Source organism: Bacillus sp. ISL-78, assembly GCF_018613455.1.
Taxonomy (GTDB): Bacteria; Bacillota; Bacilli; order Bacillales; family DSM-1321; genus Peribacillus; species Peribacillus frigoritolerans.
Genome location: NZ_JAGGQC010000019.1, coordinates 89,823 through 108,566 on the forward strand (window position 1 = coordinate 89,823; position 18,744 = coordinate 108,566).

Genomic DNA, 18,744 nt, shown 5'->3' on the forward strand with positions numbered 1-18,744 from the left:
GCATCTGTTTTACAAAAAAGTCTTCTATTCCTTTTTCTTGATTGTCTCCCTAAAAGGAAAGCCTAAATCTATTATACCTAAAAATCGGACGGCCGTCGTTATAATCGGAATCGGCAGAAGCAAAGAAAAAACCACAATTAAAACAGGTATCGCCTTAACCCATGACTTAACATGGGCGATATAGAATATCAGGGAATATCCTTGTAATAATATGAAGAACTGCAGTATGAAAAATAGGTTCGTTATGGCCATATATACAAAACTGTTCTTGTCCGTATTCACAAAAAGAGCAAGAAGCATCGTAATTAAATAATACCATAAAAGACTTTTCGGGAGTCGCAGATCTCGAAAATGAGGCCATTTTAACGCCTTATCACTGAACCTCTTCACAATGGGATGCGCTGCAAAGAAAATTAATAAAACCATGATGACGGACATCAAGACGAACAAACTTGGCATCAGCGTGTTGATCATGTCGATCGATTCATACATCCGCTTTTTGACTTGTTCCGTCGGTGCCTGTCCAACAGAATCCATGATGCCGATTGTATATTCAAGGGACTCCTCGACCATGTTCATCGATTCCTCTATGTAATTAACATCCGTTATCAACACTGAAGCTGCATATATTAATAAAATGCCACCCAGGAAGACAAGTACTGCGCTTATGAACATAGGTGCCATCGGTTTGTCCTTTTTCAAAAAAAAGCCGATCGCAATTCCCGTTGCCCCCATGAGCAATGTCAGCGGAACGGACAATACCGTCCCGATTAGGATCGACAATAACGAGGCTACAATTAAGTAACCAAGGCTCCACGATAACTTTTGTTTGATTGTGACCAGAATGAATGGAATGGGTAAAAAGAAAGTAGTGAATATACCCAATAGTGGGATTTGAATGGTGATGAACAATAAAATGCAATATAGTGCCAGAAGTGCTCCGCCCTCGGCAATTCGTCTCCCGCTATTCATCTTTATTTCACCCCCTGTTATGATTGATGTCTTATCTCCATCTTTATATTGTATCCGTTACGGCCAAGATATTTCAAACATCACAGTCTTTTTTGGGATATGATTATTTTTTCTGAGGAAAACACCCCTTCTGAAATAAAAAAAAAACCATTCAGCGGTTTTCAGGCATAAGTGACAACTTATTAAAAAAGGCACATTAAGGATTGCTCCTCAATGTGCCAATTTATTATTCACCAGATACATATGGTAGTAATGCCATAGTACGTGAGCGTTTAATAGCAATCGTTAATTTACGTTGATATTTAGCGCTTGTGCCAGTTACACGACGTGGTAAAATTTTACCGCGTTCTGAGACGAATTTTTTAAGAAGATCTGTATCTTTGTAATCAATTTTAGTGATTCCGTTAGATGTGAAATAACAAACCTTTTTACGCTTACCGCGTCCTTTACGTCCACCCATTGCCATAATAAATTTCCCTCCCTGCATTTTTGATTTTTCATTTTAAACGGCTGTTTAAAACGGAAGATCGTCATCTGAAATGTCGATTGTCTTACCGTCATTTGCAAATGGATCATCATCTACACGAGTGTAGTTGTTATTGCTCCGTTGATTCTGATTAGGATTTTGTCCATACGAATTGTTGTCATTTCCGTTATTACCATAACTTCTTTGACCTCCACCGTAAGAACCGCCTTCATTTCTTTCACCCGCTGAACTGCTTCGTGGTTCAAGGAATTGAACACTCTCAGCCAGAATCTCCGTCACATATACGCGTTTGCCGTCTTGTCCTTCATAATTACGTGTTTGGACACGTCCATCCACGCCAGCTAAACTGCCCTTTTTCAAGAAGTTAGCTACATTTTCTGCCGGTTTACGCCAAACTACACAGTTAATGAAATCCGCTTCACGTTCACCTTGCTGATTCGTAAAACTACGGTTCACAGCTAAAGTAAAGGTAGCTACGGGAACTCCATTAGGTGTATATCGTAATTCAGGATCTTTAGTTAAGCGTCCTACCAAAACTACGCGATTCATCATCAGAATCAACCCCTAGGTTTCAAGCTTGTTTCATGTGAAACAAGATTAGAATTTATATTAAATATCGAATTATACTTCTTCTCTAGTAGCCATGTGGCGAATAATGTCTTCACTGATTTTAGCTAGACGATCGAATTCTTGAATCGCAGCACTTTCAGCGTTAACTTTAAGAAGCATGTAGTAACCATCGCGGAAATCATTGATTTCATATGCAAGACGGCGTTTACCCCATTCTTTTGCTTCTACTTCCGCACCATTATCAGAAAGGATTGTGTTGAAACGTTCAACTAAAGCTTTTTTAGCTTCTTCCTCAATGTTTGGACGGATGATATACATAATTTCGTATTTTCTCATCACTGTCACCTCCTTTTGGTCTAAGCGGCCCAATTGGGCAAGGAGCAATTATTTATAATTACTCACAAGATAAAATTATAGCATAGTTAAATAGGCTTTGCAACGAACGGTTCGACTTATTACAATTAATTGTAATCTAATGATTTAAGTCTAAAAAAAGACCCTACATATGGAATGGTAGGGTCTTTGATTCTTATACGTTAAAACGGAAATGGATAACATCGCCATCGTTAACGATGTATTCTTTTCCTTCCAAACGAACCTTACCCGCTTCTTTTGCGGCCCCATGACTCCCCGCTTCAAGTAAATCGGTATAGGAAACCGTTTCGGCACGGATGAAACCGCGTTCGAAGTCCGTGTGTATGACGCCGGCACATTGAGGGGCTTTCATTCCTTTGCGGAATGTCCAAGCCCGCACTTCCTGTACACCAGCTGTAAAGTATGTTGCCAATCCAAGCAGATTATAAGAAGCACGGATCAACTGATCTAGACCTGACTCCTCGATGCCAAGTTCAGATAGGAACATTTCCTTTTCTTCACCTTCAAGCTCAGCAATTTCTTCCTCGATTTTGGCACAAATCACGATTACTTCGGCATTTTCCTTAGCGGCATATTCACGAACTTGCTGTACATATTCATTATCGTCAGCATTCGCCACTTCATCTTCGCTCACGTTCGCCACATAAAGCGTCGGCTTAGCTGTAAGTAAATGCATGCCCTTCACGATTTTTTGCTGTTCTTCGGTAAACTCGACGGAACGTGCAGGCTTTTCATCTTCCAATGCTTCTTTTAAAGCCACAAGGATTTCATGTTCTGCCACAGCGGCTTTATCTTTTTGCTTGGCCATTTTTCCGACACGGTCGATGCGTTTGACAACAGATTCCAAATCGGCAAGGATCAATTCAAGATTGATGACCTCGATATCATCAATTGGATTCACTTTTCCGGAAACATGGGTAATGTTATCATCCGCAAAGCAACGGACGACTTGACAAATTGCATCCACTTGACGGATATGGGAAAGGAATTTATTACCCAATCCTTCTCCTTTACTTGCTCCTTTTACAATCCCGGCGATATCCGTGAATTCAAATGCTGTCGGAACCGTCTTTTTCGGTTTTACCAATTCAGTCAATTTTTGCAGACGGTGATCTGGCACTTCCACAATCCCTACATTCGGGTCGATCGTACAAAAAGGGTAGTTGGCAGATTCCGCACCTGCCTGAGTTATTGCATTAAATAAAGTGGATTTACCTACGTTAGGCAAACCGACTATACCAGCTGTTAAAGCCATTTATATTTCACTCCTTCAAGATGATTCGTACATATGGGAAAAGAACTGATCTTCTTCTATAAAGACCCTCCAATTACCTAAACCTTTCCCAATTATAGATTTCGCTTCCTAAAAAGACAAGTAAATCATGAGAAACGCCGGACCACTTTCATTCCCCAAAAAAAAGCATGATCACTCCTCATGCTTTTGCAGAACTTTTTTCATTTTCTTCGCGAATTCACGTCGAGGCAGCATCACGCTATGGCCGCACCCTTCACATTTTATCCGGATATCCATACCGAGCCGTATAATTCTCCACTTATTCACTCCACACGGATGTGGTTTCTTCATTTCCACAATATCCTTAAGTGCAAATTCCTTTTCTTCCATAACCATGAGCCCTCCTAATTCCTATGACTCGCTGCCATTGTACGTAGATTTAATCCCACTTGAATCAAGCGCAGCACTTATTTCAATTCTTAATATCCTACTGATTTCAATGTGATGCATCGGCTTTGTTTCCGCTTTGATCCGAAAGACGATTTCTTCAGGACTGATTTTTTCAATTCCTAAAAATTCAGGTGCTTTGATCAATGCATCGTATTTGCCTTCCATACTGTTTAAAAGATCAATCAACACCTTCTCAGCACGCTCGACCGATCCATCGTTAGGTATGGTCACATCAACAACAGCCATACTATTTAAAATGGAATAATTCGTGACCTGGATGATGCTGCCGTTAGGTATGAAGTGCAATTCACCTGCACCGCTTTTAATTTTCGTCGTACGAAGCCCTATCTCAATGACTTCCCCTTCAAAAGTATTGATTTTAATATAATCCCCAACCGAGAAATGATCTTCAAAAATAACGAAAAATCCGGTAATTATATCCTTGACCAAACTTTGAGCACCAAAACCAACTGCCAAACCGAGAACACCGGCACCAGCGAGTAATGGCCTTACTTCAATTCCAAAAATCTCCAGAATCATTATCAAGGCAATGAAATTGATGACATAGGTAATGATATTTTCGAGCAATTTAATGAGTGTCGCTTCCCTGCGCTCCGATACCCGAATGGGACTCCTTAAACGTGCTTTGAAAAATTTATTCAGAATAGTCTTTCCTATTCTAATAATAATACGCGATAACAGCAGAACAAGGAAGATTTTAATAATACCCTCGCCCATCAGCAGCCATATCTTTTCATCCAATATCTCTTTTGTAACGTTATCATAAATGCGATCCATATTTTCCTCCTGCCTAATGCAAATTACAGCAAAACTATTATATCTTCGAACGTATTCCTCTACCCTCCATGCATGGAGGTAACCATGTAATAGAGAGATTTTCTCCATTTTATCAATAAATAATGGTTTCTGTACAAAAAAATTATGGGTATATAGTTAATAGAATTAGAAGTTTTTACCCAAATATTCAAGTGATCATTTACTAGAAAGTATAGATGAAAGCAATTGGTAGAAGATAGCGTCGTTTCATATCCCCTTCACCAGTTTGCATGTTCTACAAAAAATTCCCTCATCCATCATGTTAAATACCGTATATTTTCCCCTTTTTATCCATATACTGTAATACCAAATAAAGTAAAGGAGTTGAGCCGATGAATCTGAATTCTAGTCTATTTAATAATAATAAAAATAGATTGAGTCGCATCCTGCATGAAGATACGGATGCATCCAAACAAATTTCCCAGGAATTAATCAACCTCCTCCCAACAGGAAAGCTTCAACCAATCGTCATCGTCTGCATAGGCACAGACCGTTCCACAGGCGATTCACTCGGACCACTTGTCGGCACTCTGCTTAGTGAAAAGGCTGAAAACGGTTCTTCTTCATTCCATGTGTATGGTACTCTGGATGACCCTATACATGCGATGAATTTACAGGAAAAATTAAATGAAATTAAAAAGCTACATGCCAATGCCTTTATAGTCGGAATCGATGCTTGCTTGGGGAAAATGAAAAGCGTCGGTATCGTTCAGATCGGCCAGGGACCAGTTAAGCCAGGTGCCGGGGTCAATAAAGACCTTCCTTCCGTCGGAAATGCCCATATTACAGGCATCGTGAATGTAAGTGGATTCATGGAATTCATGGTCTTGCAGAACACGCGTCTTAATCTTGTACTAAAAATGGCCAAAACCATTGCCGAGGGGATTTATGAAGCACAAAATCATTATCCAATAAAACCTGCCATCACTCCTTTCACATGGTCATTCAAGCAAGAAAAAACCCTTTGATCGGTTTTTTCATAAAAAAGAAGGAAGGGGCCAGCCCCTTCCTTCTTTTTTATACATAATACATGAAAGTAACCAGAATGGCAGTGATCATTATGCCCGGAAGCAGATTCGCCACCCTGATTTTGGTGACACCGATAATATTCAAACCAATCGCCAAAATCATGACTCCACCAGTTGCCGTCATTTCCAATATGAAGGAATCCATTAATGCAGATGGGATCATCGTATTGATCTGCCTTGAAAAAACCGCCAGGAATCCCTCATAAAGAATGATCGGAAATGCTGAAAAAAGTACCCCTATGCCTAACGTGCTGGCGAGGACAAGTGCTGTGAATCCATCGATTATCGCCTTTGTTATCAAAACGTCATGGTCATTCCGGATACCGCTATCCAGGGCACCTATAATGGCCATCGCCCCAATTCCAAATATGAGGGTAGCCGTTACAAACCCCTGAGATATCGAGGTTCCTTCCTTCGCCTTCATCCTGCGTTCAATCCAATTCCCTAAAGAATTAAGCCTGCCCTCAAGATTCATCCATTCACCGAGGACCGCCCCGCCGACAATGCTTAAAATGACAACAAGGAAATTATCGCTTTTAAACCCCATCTGCAAACCTAAAACCATCACGGCTAAACCGATACCGCTCATGACCGTTTCTTTGATCTTCTCAGGTATATGTTGTAAAAACCTTCCTAGAATCGAGCCGATTAAAATGCAGGCACCGTTCACCAAAGCCCCTATTAATACCATCTCATCCACCTAATTTTCTGCATATGCCTTCTTGATCTTTTCATAAGGGGATCTAAGAGGAAAGATTCTCTTGATCGATCAAGTTCAAAATTCTCTCTAAATCTTCTTTTGAAAAGAACTCTATTTCTATTTTTCCTTTTTTCTTGCTTTGTTTTATCGTTACGCTCGTACCTAGTCTTTCACGCAGACTTGTCTCCCTTTGCTTTATGAAGATATCTTTTTTCTCTTGTTTCTTAGGTTTGGTTTCACGTGAAACGGTATCATTCAATTGATGTATATACTGCTCCAGCTGTCTGACATTCATACCTTCCTTGAGGATTTTATCAGCTACCGGCTTGAGCATTTCTTTTTTCTTTAAACCTAGCAATGCCCGGCCATGTCCCATGGAAATTTCCCCGTCGGAGATATATCTCCTAATTCCTTCAGGCAAAGATAGTAATCTAACATGGTTCGCAATATGGGGTCGGCTTTTTCCCAGCCGGTTGGCCAGCTGCTCCTGGGTGAATTCCAATTTTTCAAGAAGCGTTTGATAAGCGGCAGCCTCCTCGATCGGATTCAAATCTTCCCGTTGCAGGTTTTCCAAAATGGCCAGTTCCATCATCTGCTGTTCACTCAATTCCCTCACAACGACTGGAACTGTCTCTAAACCAGCTTCCTTGGCAGCACGATAACGCCTTTCCCCAGCCACGATTTCATATCCCTTAATACTTTTCCGGGCAATAATCGGCTGTAGTATCCCATGCTCCATGATGGATTGTTTTAATTCCTCTATAGCTTCTAGCCGAAAGCTCTTTCGGGGCTGATAAGGATTTGGCCTTAATTCCCTTAATTTGATTTCGCGCACGATTTCATCTTTACTGATCTCCCCACTATTGAAAAGTGCGTTAAGTCCTTTGCCAAGCCCTTTAGCCATTTGATACCACTTCCTTTGCCAATTCTAGATAGACCTCCGCCCCTCGTGACTTTGGATCATATATAATTATCGGTTCTCCATGGCTCGGTGCTTCACTCAAACGGACATTGCGGGGAATGATGGTTTGGTAGACTTTATCCTGAAAGTATTTTTTGACTTCTTCTATGACCTGGAGACCTAAATTTGTTCTTGCATCCAACATCGTCAATAGCACACCCTCGATTTTCAAATCATGGTTCAAGTGCTTTTGGACGAGGCGGACCGTATTCAATAGTTGACTCAAACCCTCCAATGCATAATATTCACATTGTACCGGGATCAAAACAGCATCGGCAGCCGTTAAGGCATTAAGCGTGAGCAAACCCAATGATGGAGGGCAGTCAATCACAATGTAATCATACTGGCTTTGCACCTCTTCTAACGCCCTTTTTAATCGGACTTCCCTTGAGATGGTTGGAACAAGTTCAATTTCTGCACCTGCAAGTTGAATTGTCGCAGGTATAGCATATAGGTTTTCTACCTTTGTTTCCATGATAACGGTACTGGCCTCAACATCATCAACCAGCACATCATAAATACATTGTTCCACATCTGCTTTGTCAATACCTGCACCGCTTGTCGCATTTCCCTGCGGGTCAATATCGACCATTAAGACTTTCTGTCCAATGTATGCAAGACAAGCACTTAAACTGACAGAAGTTGTCGTTTTTCCAACACCGCCCTTTTGATTGGCAATGGCGAGAATCTTACCCACGAATTCACCCGCTTTCAACTATCTTCATGACGCTATATCTACTGATTTTTACCGTGAATCCAATTATTTCTTCTATTTTATCATGAATGTTACTGGAAGAAATCGTTTTCTGAAATTCACCTTAAAATTTGAAATACTTCTAAAAGCATTAAAAACCCAGGAAAAGTTGAATGTTTTAAAGTGGAAAATGCCAGTTTTGGAGAGAACATAAAAAAAGCCTGGTAATCGGAGACTACCAAGCGGGCTAAGGATGGGGAATCAAGTTTTTTTCTTGGGTATTTTAATCGTGAACTGATAATACTCCTCGAATTCTTCTTCCTCTGCATCCAGATTTATTCCATTGTCTGTAACCATACTGAGTGATTGGCGGATGGTATTCACGGCAATCCTCATGTCTTTACTAAACGCTTTTCGCTTAGGTTTAGGCTTCTGTACAGTACCCGTTAAGAGCTTGACGACCTGCTCTTCGGTCTGCTTGACGTTTAACCCTTTTTCGATGATTTCCAAAAGCAGTTTCAACTGCTTTTCAGGACTCTTTAACGGTATCAACGAGCGGGCATGGCGTTCCGTAATTTGCTTTTGAAGAAGTGCATCCTGAACCTCCTGCGGCAGCTTAAGCAGCCGAAGCTTATTCGCCACGGTAGATTGACCAATTCCCAGTCTTTGTGCCAGGGCTTCTTGGGTTAAACTATGCAGCTCCAATAGTTTTCCGTAAGCCAAAGCTTCTTCAATCGGTGTCAGTTCTTCACGCTGAAGGTTTTCTATCAGCGCAACGGAAGCCGTTTCTGTATCGGTGAAATCTTTGATTATAGCAGGTGCCAATTCCCAGCCAAGCTTTTGCATGGCCCGGAAACGACGCTCACCTGCAATGATTTCATATTTTCCCTGACCATAAGCCCTTACTACAATTGGTTGAATGATCCCATGTGTATGGATCGTTTGAGCCAATTCGGCAATTTTATCGTCATTAAAAACGGTCCTTGGTTGAAATCGATTAGGCACAATGTCAGAAATGGAAATTTTTCTTATTTCTTCATTATTATTGCTAGGTGTCTCCATCTCTAGTTGCTCTTCTTCTTTTTCGCCAAACCCAAAGAACCGCGAAAAAGGATGCTTCATCTTCCTACACCACCTTTTAAAACTCCCAAATAACATATTCTCTATTTAAAGGACAAGTCCTGCATACATTTCCCGACATGGTTATACATATGGCCCTTCACTGTAAAAAACATGTCGACTGGCGCCATCTAGGCAATAATGAGGGTCGACGGCCATTTTTTATAAATAGCGGCCGGCTTTCCCAAAATTATTTCCCTGAATCAGCAAGCTAAGGGCACACGTCTTAACCTGTACCGAAAATGCCTTCTTGTTGGCAAATGCAGTATTAAGTGAAAATAATAAGGTCATACATTTATAGTAAAAGAAAATAAGGGCAAGCACCAGCCATATATACCTGAATCCTCTGCTCTTACTATGAAAACATACTCATCGTACAGAGGTTATTCAATAGGCTGCTTATTCGGTGTCCCTGGTTTTCTTGGGTATTTTTTAGGAGTCTTCTTCACTTTTTTTACAGTAATGATGTTTCTTTCACTATTTTCCTCTGGCAATGTGAAAGGATGAATTTCTTCGATTTCTCCGCCTAATGTAAAAATGGCCTTCTTCCCTGTATCCATTTCATCTTGTGCACTAGCCGCCTTCATGGCAATGAACGTCCCATCCAGTTTAACAAGCGGCAAACATAGTTCACTTAAAACCGACATCCTGGCTACCGCCCTCGCCATCACAATATCATAGGATTCGCGATGCTCCGGATTTTGGGCGAAGGTTTCCGCACGGTCATGATAAAAAGAAACTCCTTTTAATTGCAATGAATCCGCAAGGTGATTCAAAAAAGAAATTCGCTTATTCAAGGAATCCACAATCGAGACGTGGATATCAGGGAAACAAATCTTCAATGGAATACTCGGAAATCCAGCTCCAGCCCCAACATCGCAAATTCGATAGGATTCGTTAAAGTCAAAATAGAAGGCTGCACTGATTGAATCATAAAAATGCTTTAGATAAACTTCTTCTTTATCTGTGATGGCTGTTAAGTTCATCTTTTCGTTCCATTCCACCAATAATCGATAATACGTGTCAAACTGATCAAGCTGTTGAGGAGAAAGCTCGATCCCTTTCTCCAGCAGTGCTTGTTGGAACTGTTCAATATTCATGTTTTTTCAATCCTTTTCGGGTATTTCCGTTACTGAGATACTCTGGCAATCTTACCTTGTTCCAAATAAACAAGCAGAATGGAAACATCAGCGGGATTCACACCGGAAATTCTTGAAGCCTGAGCTACTGATAGCGGGTGGACCTGCTTTAATTTTTGACGTGCTTCCGTTGCAAGACCAGAAATTGCATCATAATCGATATTCTCTGGAATCTTTTTGTTCTCCATTTTTTTCAGGCGATCGACTTGCTGCAACGATTTTTCGATATATCCTTCATACTTGATCTGGATTTCGACCTGTTCCGTCACTTCTTCACTCAGTTCGACATCACTTGGCGCCAACTTCTGAATATGGGAATAATCCATTTCAGGCCTTTTCAATAAATCGGAGGCACGGATTCCATCCTTTAACTCACTGCCGCCACTTGCAGTAATGACTTCTTGCACCTCTTTGGTCGGTTTGATGAAGTTTGATTTCAATCGTTCCTTTTCCACTTCAACCGCTTCTTTTTTCATAAGGAAACGTTTGTAGCGTTCTTCTTTGATCATTCCGATATTGAATCCAATTTCCGTTAAGCGTAGATCGGCATTATCATGACGCAATAATAAACGATATTCTGCACGGGAAGTCAGCAATCGGTATGGTTCATTCGTGCCTTTCGTTACAAGGTCATCAATGAGAACACCAATATAGGCATCCGAACGGCTTAAAATCAGTTCTTCCTTACCCATTGCATTCAATCCTGCATTAATACCGGCCATCAATCCTTGTCCTGCTGCTTCCTCATAGCCGGATGTCCCGTTAATTTGGCCAGCAGTATAAAGATTTTTGATTTTCTTCGTTTCAAGTGTAGGCCATAGCTGCGTAGGAACGATGGCATCATATTCAATTGCATATCCAGCACGCATCATTTCCGCTTTTTCAAGTCCCGGAATTGTTTGCAGGATTTTCACTTGCACATCTTCAGGCAGACTGGTTGATAAACCTTGCACATAAACTTCCTTTGTATTACGACCTTCAGGTTCCAAGAAGATTTGATGCCGTGGTTTATCATTAAAACGAACGACTTTATCTTCTATCGATGGACAATAACGCGGTCCGGTTCCTTTAATCATTCCGGAATACATTGGTGAACGGTGTAGATTCTCATCAATGAGCTGATGTGTCCCCTCATTCGTATACGTTAACCAGCATGGCAATTGATCCGTTATGAACTTTGTCGTTTCATAAGAAAAGGCACGGGGCACTTCATCGCCAGGCTGAATTTCCGTTTTGCTGTAGTCTATGGAAGAACTATTCACACGCGGAGGCGTTCCTGTTTTAAAACGGACCAAATCAAATCCTAACTGCTCCAAGTGTTCAGAAAGCCTGATGGAAGGCTGCTGATTATTAGGGCCGCTTGAATATTTCAGTTCCCCTAAAATGATTTCACCGCGTAAATATGTTCCTGTCGTGATTACGACAGTTTTCGCACGGTACACCGCACCTGTTTTAGTGATGACACCCGTACATACGTCGTTTTCAACAATTAACTCCTCTACCATTCCTTGAATCAATGTCAAATTTTCTTGGTCTTCTATCGTCTTTTTCATTTCTTGCTGATAGAGAAATTTATCTGCCTGCGCCCGCAGCGCACGAACGGCCGGACCTTTTGCCGTATTGAGCATCCTCATTTGAATATGGGTCTTGTCGATATTTCTTCCCATTTCTCCGCCTAAAGCGTCAATTTCCCTTACGACTATCCCTTTTGCCGGCCCACCGACGGAGGGATTGCATGGCATAAAGGCGACCATATCCAAGTTAATGGTGATCATCAACGTTTTAGCTCCTACTCTTGCAGCTGCAAGGCCTGCCTCACTGCCAGCATGACCGGCACCAATAACAATGACATCATAGCTACCTGCTTCGTATTGCATATCCTTTTCCTCCTTTTACGCTTATTTTCCTAAACAAAATTGAGAGAACAATTGGTTGATCAAATTATCTTGAACGCTTTCGCCAATGATTTCTCCAAGTAACTCCCATGCTTTCGTGAAATCGATTTGAACCAAATCAACCGGCGTACCCATTTCAATAGCATCAATTGCATCTTCGATAGCCTGTAATGCCTGTCCCAGCAAAGCTATATGCCTTGCATTGGACACATAGGTCAGGTCTCCCGTTTCTAATGAACCTTCAAAAAATAAAGAAGCGATCGCTTCTTCCAATTCATCGACCCCTCGATCTTCCAGTAATGAAGTCGTAACAACTTTATGGGATGTTGCCATTTCCTTAACTTTTGCCATATCGATTTTTTGTGGAAGGTCTGTTTTATTGATGATAACGATAACATCCATTCCCTCAACAGCTTGGAATAGTTTCTCATCTTCAGTAGTGAACTCATCGGAATAGTTCAATACAAGCAATATTAAGTCCGCTTCTTTCAATACTGCACGAGACCGTTCAACTCCAATTCGTTCAACGATATCTTCCGTTTCGCGAATTCCTGCTGTATCGACAAGTTTAAGCGGTACACCGCGAACATTGACATACTCTTCAATAACATCACGTGTTGTACCTGGAATATCAGTGACGATTGCTTTGTTTTCATGAACTAAGCTGTTAAGCAATGAAGATTTTCCGACATTAGGACGACCTATGATAACGGTCGCAAGCCCATCCCGAAGAATTTTCCCCTGTTGGGCCGTGTGAAGCAGTTTCTCTATTTCATTTTTCACATAACTGCCTTTTTCCCAAAATAAACGATGCGTCATTTCTTCGACATCATCATATTCCGGATAATCTATATTTACCTCGACTTGAGCGAGTGTCTGTAAAATTTCTTGACGCAGATTTTGGATTAATTTCGAAAGCCGGCCTTCCATTTGTCCTAATGCAACATTCATGGCTTTATCCGTTTTGGCACGGATTAAATCCATGACGGCCTCAGCTTGGGAAAGATCGATCCTGCCATTCAAAAAAGCCCGTTTCGTAAATTCACCTGGTTCCGCTAAACGAGCACCTTGTGAGAGAATAAGCTGCAGTACCCGATTGACCGAAACGATTCCACCGTGACAATTTATTTCAACTACATCTTCCCTTGTAAATGTCTTTGGACCCATCATGACCGAAACCATGACTTCCTCTATGATTTCACCTGTTTTAGGCTGGATAAGGTGGCCATAATGAATCGTATGTGATTTCACTTCAAGCAATCCTTTTCCACCTGGTCCTTTAAAGATCCTATCGGCTATTTCTATGGCCTCATCACCGCTGATTCTAACGATGGCGATTGCCCCTTCCCCTAAGGGAGTAGAGATAGCGGTGATTGTATCGAATTCCATGCTTTCACCTCTTATATATTGATGGTTCTATTTTTTTCTGATGATAAAATCGTCGAATCCCTAAATTACTACAATACCACAGTATATTCATGAAAAAAAGTAGATACTCCTTCCTTCCAAGAGTTATCCACATTCGCTTAATCCATATTCTGTAACAACTATTTTAACTTATCCACATGTGAATAACAAATATCGCCCGCTTCGTTTTCTTCCATCCCCTTTAAGGGATCAAGAAAATATAAAAAGTTTGTCACTTATTGTTGAATGGAAAATTCGCAAAAAAAATATTCGACATTCAAGGCCTAAAAAAAAGACCCCCTGCTAAAAGCAGAAGGTTCATTTAAGTGGAGTAATGACCAAGTGACGATATGGCTCCGTCCCACTTGAGGTCGTTTTTATTTTTGGATAATCCAGAAGAGCATTATGGATGACCTTACGTTCATAGGATGGCATCGGCTCCAGTGAAACAGCTTTACCTGTTTTCGTGGCTTTATTTGCCATTCGTTCAGCCAATTGGATTAAGGTGTCATTGCGGCGGCTTCGATAATCTTCTGCATCTACGGTAATATTCAAAAACTGCTTCGAATATCGATTTGCTACCAGCTGTGCTAAATACTGAAGTGAATTTAGTGTTTGACCCCTTTTTCCAATCAATAATGCAATTTTATCACCTGATAAGTGGAATGTTACGTTCTTACCTTTTCGGGTGACATCTATTTGTGCATTGACTTCCATTTTCCCGCAGACATTCTTCAAAAATCCAAGTGTCTCTTCAATGGGATCCGGTGGCAATGTCACATGGACAATTGCCTTCCTTGCACCAAATAAACCAAAAAATCCTTTTTTACCTTCATCTTCTACTTCAATCTCCACGCGATCCTTAGTGCTGTTCAGTTGAGCTAAAGCTAAATTTACTGCTTCTTCGACAGATTGTCCTGTAGCAGTCACTTTTTTCACTTTTTCTTTGCCCCTCCCGCGTTTTCCGCAGCTGCTTTTCTAAGATCCGGACCTTTGATGAAATATGTTTGAACGATACCAAAAATGTTACCAACTACCCAGTAAAGAGAAAGAGCAGCGGGGAAATTAATAGCAAATACAACAATCATGATTGGCATGATGTAAAGCATCATCGTCATTTGTGCCGCCATTTGTGGATTGGAGTTCATTCCAGCCATGGACATCTTTTGCTGGATGAAAGTCGTGATACCTGCAACGACCGGTAAAACATAAACAGGATCCGGGGAACCTAAATCAAACCATAGAAAACTATGTAAAGCAATTTCTTCCGTACGGCTGATTGCATGGTAAAATCCGATCAAAATCGGCATTTGCACCAATATCGGCAAACATCCCGCCAATGGATTCACATTATATTTCGAAAATAGAGCCATTGTTTCTTGCTGTAGTTTTTGTTGTGTGGCAGCATCTTTTGAGCTGTATTTCGCTTGAAGTTCTTTCATTTCAGGCTGAATGGCCTGCATGGCTTTCGAGCTTTTCACCTGTTTGATCATTAATGGAAGCAATGCCAGGCGAATGATTAGTGTAACGCCGATGATTCCCAAACCATAATTCTCGCCGAATGCTTCAGAAAGCCAGATGATCAGGGCTGATAATGGATAGACAATGTATGAATTCCAAAAACCTTCACTATCCGCAGTAATAGGTTCTTTAATTTCCGTACACCCTGCCAAAAGCATCATTATCGAGGCTAGTCCAATAATGAGTAATATTCGTTTTTTCAACCGTAATTTCCTCCTAACTGCAATCAATCTTTTTTGAAACAATTGTGAACTGTTTATTAGAAGATTTCAAGGAAAAGTAATCCACTTTTTCCACAGTTACAATCGGAATTTTCTATGTCATCATACTCAAGTAACCATATGAAACGAGGAGTGCTTATTCGATATTAAGGGGACTTTATTGTTTTTTCATTTTAAAGTTTAGTGATTTAGAACGTTTCAGGACATGTATCAAGCTGCTTTTCACCTGGAAAAAGTCCATCTCCGCCGCTGGTTTTCGAGCAATCACAATATAATCCTTACCCTCTTCTATATCTTCTTTCAATTCCAAAAACGCTTGCCGTATGTATCTTTTGATTTGGTTCCTTATAACGGCGTTCCCGATTTTTTTACTGACAGAAAGGCCGATCCTAAAATGATCCTGACCCGGCTTTTCAAGGACATAGACAACGAATTGCCGATTAGCAGAAGATTCACCTTTTTTAAACACAAGCTGAAATTCATCCTCTTTCTTAATCCTTAACTTTTTTTTCATTTTTACACCTTCATTACATGAATTGAGTCTCAGTAAATCCCTTATTTTGCGAAAAAAGACCACTGAGACTTTTCAGTGGTCTATGCAGATAATACTTTTCTGCCCTTACGGCGACGTGCAGCGATTACTCTACGTCCGTTTTTCGTGCTCATACGTGCACGGAAACCGTGAACTTTACTATGTTTGCGGTTATTCGGTTGATAAGTTCTTTTCATTATATGACACCTCCCTGAGGAATAACAGTTAAAGACAGTCTTTACAATTATATAGATGGAGGTTTCTACTTGTCAACCTCATCCATAAAAAATTTCTTTTTTAATGCTCAATGTCCAGTAGGCCTTTTTTTACTACCTAGCCTATTGTAAATGATTTTGCTCCGAACTGATATAGAAATTTTTGGGGAAAGGGAAATTTCCATCATTTTATCCATGAGCACGAATATGGGATTCACAAGTAATCCTCCCTTACGACACACCATTCGACAAATTATAAGAACGAGCCTGAATCCCTTTTGATCTTTCCCCATGCAGGTCTTCCGGCTTGAACACCTGGTTCAATCAAATTAACTCGAGCCTATAATCCCGGTCTGTGGATAAAATTCGACATGTTTTTTTCTATCCACATCCCATTAAAGAGACTTTTGCACATAACAATGGCCTGTGGAAAAGTTTTTCCCACAAGCTCGGTAAGTTGTGGATAAAGTTTTCTAACCCATTGCAAGACGCCTGAATTTCTGATATTATATTTGTGTTTTCACTCTGAATAACTTTATCAACAGGTAAGGCTTATCCACAGACTGTGAATAACTTGTGGATAGTTTATCCGACCTGTGTATATTAATCTGTCCACAGATGGTGGATATTGTCGAAAACCCTTTTTTCTTCTTTATTATATATTTCTTAAAATACCTGTTGATGAATAAACATTCAAATCTACACTGGCTCACCAGATGTAGTCTGTACAAAGGTTGTACAGCGCAAGATATAGTTTTGGGCACTTTACATTAAACAACACAAAAATTCCTTAATACAGCTCACCGAACCTTTGCTGTCAAAATTAATATAAAGACGGCAATCGATGAGTTTATTTGTGCCTATACATTTAAATAAACTGATTAAAATTTTTTTTGCAAAGGAGGGATAAGTTTGGATAACATCGATAGCCTCTGGAACCAGGCGCTCGGAAAAATCGAAAAGAAAATCAGTAAACCAAGCTTTGAAACTTGGCTTAAATCAACCAAGGCTTATTTACTGCAAGGTGATACATTAACAGTCACCGCTCCCAATGAATTTGCCAGGGATTGGCTTGAAGAACGCTATTCCCATCTTATTTCCGATGTCTTGTTTGAACTTACCGGTGAGGAATTGGAAGCAAAATTCATCATTCCCCCCAATCAAGAAGATGATGATTTTGCCGTTCCTGTTCAGCCTAAAAAGATAAAAAAACAGGATAAAGAGCATGCTGCATTTCCACAGCATATGCTTAATGCTAAAAATACATTCGATACATTTGTCATCGGCTCCGGCAATCGTTTTGCCCATGCCGCGTCTCTCGCTGTCGCAGAAGCTCCGGCCAAAGCCTATAATCCCTTATTCATATACGGGGGCGTCGGCCTAGGAAAAACTCATTTAATGCATGCAATCGGGCATTATGTTCTAGAGCATAATCCTAATGCGAAGGTCGTTTATTTATCGTCCGAAAAGTTCACGAATGAATTCATCAACTCGATCCGGGACAATAAAGCTGGGGAATTCCGTGATAGATACCGAAGCGTGGATGTTTTATTAATTGATGATATTCAATTTCTTGCGGGAAAAGAACAAACTCAAGAGGAGTTTTTCCATACATTCAATGCGCTGCATGAAGAAAGCAAACAGATCGTCATCTCGAGTGACCGCCCGCCAAAAGAGATACCTACACTAGAGGATCGCCTCCGTTCAAGGTTTGAGTGGGGCTTGATCACGGATATCACGCCACCTGATCTGGAAACGCGGATTGCCATATTGCGTAAAAAGGCAAAAGCTGAAGGTCTTGATATTCCGAACGAAGTCATGCTCTATATAGCCAACCAAATCGATTCCAATATTCGTGAGCTTGAGGGTGCACTTATTCGTGTCGTCGCTTATTCTTCATTGATCAATAAAGATATAAATGCCGATTTGGCAGCTGAAGCATTAAAAGACATCATTCCCAGCTCAAAACCTAAAATAATCACCATCTTGGAAATCCAGAAGACGGTCGGTGAACATTATAGTGTCAAACTTGAGGATTTCAAGGCGAAAAAACGGACTAAATCCGTGGCCTTTCCAAGGCAGATTGCCATGTATCTTTCCAGGGAGTTGACGGACTCATCCCTGCCCAAGATAGGTGATGAATTTGGAGGCCGCGATCATACGACCGTCATCCATGCGCATGAAAAAATCTCCAAACTCATGCAAACGGACACCCAGCTTCAACGTCAGGTTAAAGAAATCCAGGACCAGCTGAGGGTATAATGGATTCTGGATAATGTGAATAACTGGCGACTACTTACACACAGTCTGTCCACATGTGGATAGACTGTTTTTCCTTAGGTTGAGTGGACTTATCCACATATCAACAAGCCCTACTACTATTACTA

At 40.7% G+C, this 18,744-nt stretch carries 20 protein-coding genes; 2 read left to right on the forward strand and 18 right to left on the reverse strand.

Annotated elements, in window-relative coordinates:
- Positions 1 to 24 precede the first annotated feature (24 nt).
- From J7I96_RS18115 to J7I96_RS18145, 7 genes are all read right to left on the reverse strand, one after another.
- Positions 25 to 972 (reverse strand): YybS family protein, encoded by a 948-nt coding sequence (locus tag J7I96_RS18115; protein ID WP_214772576.1) that lies wholly within the window; start codon positions 970 to 972, stop codon positions 25 to 27.
- Between the two features lie 226 nt (positions 973 to 1,198).
- Positions 1,199 to 1,438: a 30S ribosomal protein S18 gene (gene rpsR, locus J7I96_RS18120; RefSeq protein ID WP_053348323.1), complete on the reverse strand. Its 240-nt coding sequence runs from the start codon at positions 1,436 to 1,438 to the stop codon at positions 1,199 to 1,201.
- Positions 1,439 to 1,486: 48 nt separating this feature from the next.
- Positions 1,487 to 2,011, reverse strand: a complete 525-nt coding sequence (gene ssb, locus J7I96_RS18125; RefSeq protein ID WP_057278276.1) for a single-stranded DNA-binding protein — start codon at positions 2,009 to 2,011, stop codon at positions 1,487 to 1,489.
- 69 nt (positions 2,012 to 2,080) lie between these two features.
- The gene (gene rpsF / locus J7I96_RS18130) at positions 2,081 to 2,365 is read right to left on the reverse strand and encodes a 30S ribosomal protein S6 (RefSeq protein ID WP_034316153.1); all 285 of its coding nucleotides are present in this window, start codon (positions 2,363 to 2,365) and stop codon (positions 2,081 to 2,083) included.
- A gap of 193 nt (positions 2,366 to 2,558) precedes the next feature.
- Positions 2,559 to 3,659, reverse strand: a complete 1,101-nt coding sequence (ychF, locus tag J7I96_RS18135) for a redox-regulated ATPase YchF (RefSeq protein ID WP_034316156.1) — start codon at positions 3,657 to 3,659, stop codon at positions 2,559 to 2,561.
- A gap of 171 nt (positions 3,660 to 3,830) precedes the next feature.
- A complete protein-coding gene (locus tag J7I96_RS18140; protein ID WP_034316158.1) occupies positions 3,831 to 4,028 on the reverse strand; it encodes a DUF951 domain-containing protein in 198 nt (65 codons plus the stop codon).
- Between the two features lie 21 nt (positions 4,029 to 4,049).
- Positions 4,050 to 4,886 (reverse strand): mechanosensitive ion channel family protein, encoded by an 837-nt coding sequence (locus J7I96_RS18145; protein WP_214772578.1) that lies wholly within the window; start codon positions 4,884 to 4,886, stop codon positions 4,050 to 4,052.
- A gap of 371 nt (positions 4,887 to 5,257) precedes the next feature.
- Between J7I96_RS18145 and yyaC the strand changes: the two genes are divergently transcribed.
- On the forward strand, positions 5,258 to 5,893 hold the full coding sequence (yyaC, locus tag J7I96_RS18150) for a spore protease YyaC (protein WP_214772580.1): 636 nt from the start codon (positions 5,258 to 5,260) through the stop codon (positions 5,891 to 5,893).
- A gap of 49 nt (positions 5,894 to 5,942) precedes the next feature.
- On the opposite strand, the gene J7I96_RS18155 is transcribed toward yyaC, so the two are convergent.
- From J7I96_RS18155 to rpmH, 11 genes are all read right to left on the reverse strand, one after another.
- Positions 5,943 to 6,644 carry a DUF554 domain-containing protein gene (locus J7I96_RS18155; protein WP_214772582.1) on the reverse strand — a complete coding sequence of 234 codons (702 nt, stop codon included), beginning with the start codon at positions 6,642 to 6,644 and terminating at the stop codon, positions 5,943 to 5,945.
- A 52-nt stretch (positions 6,645 to 6,696) separates the two neighbouring features.
- Positions 6,697 to 7,557: a ParB/RepB/Spo0J family partition protein gene (locus tag J7I96_RS18160; RefSeq protein WP_214772584.1), complete on the reverse strand. Its 861-nt coding sequence runs from the start codon at positions 7,555 to 7,557 to the stop codon at positions 6,697 to 6,699.
- Positions 7,550 to 8,311, reverse strand: a complete 762-nt coding sequence (locus tag J7I96_RS18165) for a ParA family protein (protein WP_034316249.1) — start codon at positions 8,309 to 8,311, stop codon at positions 7,550 to 7,552. Before J7I96_RS18165 ends, J7I96_RS18160 begins: the two co-directional genes overlap by 8 nt.
- A gap of 258 nt (positions 8,312 to 8,569) precedes the next feature.
- Entirely contained in the window at positions 8,570 to 9,430 is an 861-nt protein-coding gene (noc, locus tag J7I96_RS18170; protein WP_034316169.1) for a nucleoid occlusion protein, read from the reverse strand.
- A gap of 380 nt (positions 9,431 to 9,810) precedes the next feature.
- Complete coding sequence (rsmG, locus tag J7I96_RS18175) at positions 9,811 to 10,527, reverse strand: 16S rRNA (guanine(527)-N(7))-methyltransferase RsmG (protein WP_214772586.1); 717 nt, start codon at positions 10,525 to 10,527, stop codon at positions 9,811 to 9,813.
- Between the two features lie 29 nt (positions 10,528 to 10,556).
- Positions 10,557 to 12,443, reverse strand: coding sequence for a tRNA uridine-5-carboxymethylaminomethyl(34) synthesis enzyme MnmG (gene mnmG, locus J7I96_RS18180; protein WP_214772588.1), 1,887 nt, complete (start codon positions 12,441 to 12,443; stop codon positions 10,557 to 10,559).
- A 21-nt stretch (positions 12,444 to 12,464) separates the two neighbouring features.
- Entirely contained in the window at positions 12,465 to 13,850 is a 1,386-nt protein-coding gene (gene mnmE, locus J7I96_RS18185) for a tRNA uridine-5-carboxymethylaminomethyl(34) synthesis GTPase MnmE (protein WP_214772590.1), read from the reverse strand.
- A gap of 336 nt (positions 13,851 to 14,186) precedes the next feature.
- On the reverse strand, positions 14,187 to 14,807 hold the full coding sequence (gene jag, locus J7I96_RS18190) for an RNA-binding cell elongation regulator Jag/EloR (protein WP_214772592.1): 621 nt from the start codon (positions 14,805 to 14,807) through the stop codon (positions 14,187 to 14,189).
- Entirely contained in the window at positions 14,804 to 15,592 is a 789-nt protein-coding gene (gene spoIIIJ, locus J7I96_RS18195) for a YidC family membrane integrase SpoIIIJ (protein WP_053537000.1), read from the reverse strand. Before spoIIIJ ends, jag begins: the two co-directional genes overlap by 4 nt.
- Positions 15,593 to 15,767: 175 nt before the next feature.
- Positions 15,768 to 16,124: a ribonuclease P protein component gene (rnpA, locus tag J7I96_RS18200; RefSeq protein WP_214772593.1), complete on the reverse strand. Its 357-nt coding sequence runs from the start codon at positions 16,122 to 16,124 to the stop codon at positions 15,768 to 15,770.
- An 80-nt stretch (positions 16,125 to 16,204) separates the two neighbouring features.
- Entirely contained in the window at positions 16,205 to 16,339 is a 135-nt protein-coding gene (gene rpmH, locus J7I96_RS18205) for a 50S ribosomal protein L34 (protein WP_034316183.1), read from the reverse strand.
- Positions 16,340 to 17,269: 930 nt separating this feature from the next.
- Between rpmH and dnaA the strand changes: the two genes are divergently transcribed.
- Positions 17,270 to 18,619, forward strand: coding sequence for a chromosomal replication initiator protein DnaA (gene dnaA / locus J7I96_RS18210; protein ID WP_034316187.1), 1,350 nt, complete (start codon positions 17,270 to 17,272; stop codon positions 18,617 to 18,619).
- The last annotated feature ends 125 nt before the right edge of the window (positions 18,620 to 18,744 follow it).